Origin of the sequence: Amycolatopsis sp. H20-H5 (assembly GCF_035828755.1) — a bacterium.
Taxonomy (GTDB): domain Bacteria; phylum Actinomycetota; class Actinomycetes; order Mycobacteriales; family Pseudonocardiaceae; genus Amycolatopsis.
Map to the genome: position 1 here is coordinate 1 of NZ_JAYMZS010000280.1, position 1279 is coordinate 1279.

The 1279-nt window shown below is 65.1% G+C and carries 1 protein-coding gene; it reads left to right on the forward strand.

All coding sequences use genetic code 11. The features are described from left to right. Positions 1-292: 292 nt before the first annotated feature. A partial coding sequence (locus QMK34_RS47470; RefSeq protein WP_326421627.1) for a DUF222 domain-containing protein occupies positions 293-1279 on the forward strand: 987 nt, incomplete at its 3' end.

Consider the following 1279-nt stretch of genomic DNA (forward strand, 5'->3'; position numbering starts at 1 on the left):
TTTAGGGATTGTCCTCGCCGGACGGGCTGGCTCCGGGAAGGCCGGGGGGTGCGGTGGGGGTGGTGGTCTTCCCGTCGCCTGATTGATGGCTACCACGCCGCGAGGGTGCCGCAAGGTTGGGAGGGCCTGTTGCTGTTTGTTGGTATGTTGCGGCACCCTCGCGGCGTGGTCGGGTCGCCATCAGGCGACGGGAAGACCACCACCAGGTATCCCTTACGTAGCAAGGAAAAAAAGGTGGCCTGGTCGTGCCTGAACAGTGACGATTCGAACGACTGTTCGGTAGAATAGGGGGGTGGGCGTAGATGAGATGGTGCCGGTCTGGCAGCTTTCCGACGGAGAGCTGACCGCCGCGGTTCTTGCTGCCGAGCGGGACATGTGCCGTTCCTATGCGCGGATGCTGGACCTGGTCGGGGACCTCGACAAACGCGGCCTGGGTGTGGAGAAAGGCTACCGGGGGACCGTCGCGTTCCTGGTCGGTTCACTGCGGGTGTCGCAGCGGGAAGCGAAAGCTCGCGTCGCCCAAGCCACCGCCGTCCTTCCCGTGATGCGCAAAGCGTTGGAGTCCGGGGAGATCAACCGGGAACACACCCGCGAGATCGAGCATGTCCTGTCGGAGGCCCCAGACTCGGTCACCGAGGAGGATCTCTCCGCCAGTGAGGCGAGTTTGGTGGAGTTGTCGCAGCAGGCACCGCCGTCCACGGTCCGGAAAGTCGGACGCCGGATCCTGGGCTACTGGAACTTAGAAGACAAAAACCCGCACGACCGGGAACGAGACCTGTCCCAGCCGAACCGGGAATTCACCTACCGATGGTTGCGCGACGGCCGGATGAAGTACAGCGGCATCTTCGATCCCGAAACCGGACACCTCGCCGAAAACATGCTCATCCCGCTGGCGAAACCGAACCCGGTGGATGAGTTCGCCAACCCCGACCCACGGTCGCCGGAGCAGCGCAACGGTGACGCGATGGCCGCGATCTTCGACCTCGCCGCCCGCTCACCCGACCTGCCCGTCAAAGCCGGTGAACGGGCCGTCGTCACCGTCACCATCACCCTGGAAGAACTCGAACGCCGAGCGGGTACCGCGATGCTCGACGGGTACGGCGCGGTCAGTGCGAGTCAGCTGCGGCGGATGTGCTGCGACGCGAGCGTCCTACCCGCCGTGCTCAACGGTGTCGGCGAGGTTCTCGACCTCGGCCGCACAGTCCGCACCGCGAGCCCGGCACAACGACGAGCGTTAGTGTTGCGGGACAGGGGCTGTACAGGGCCAGGCTGTTCACGA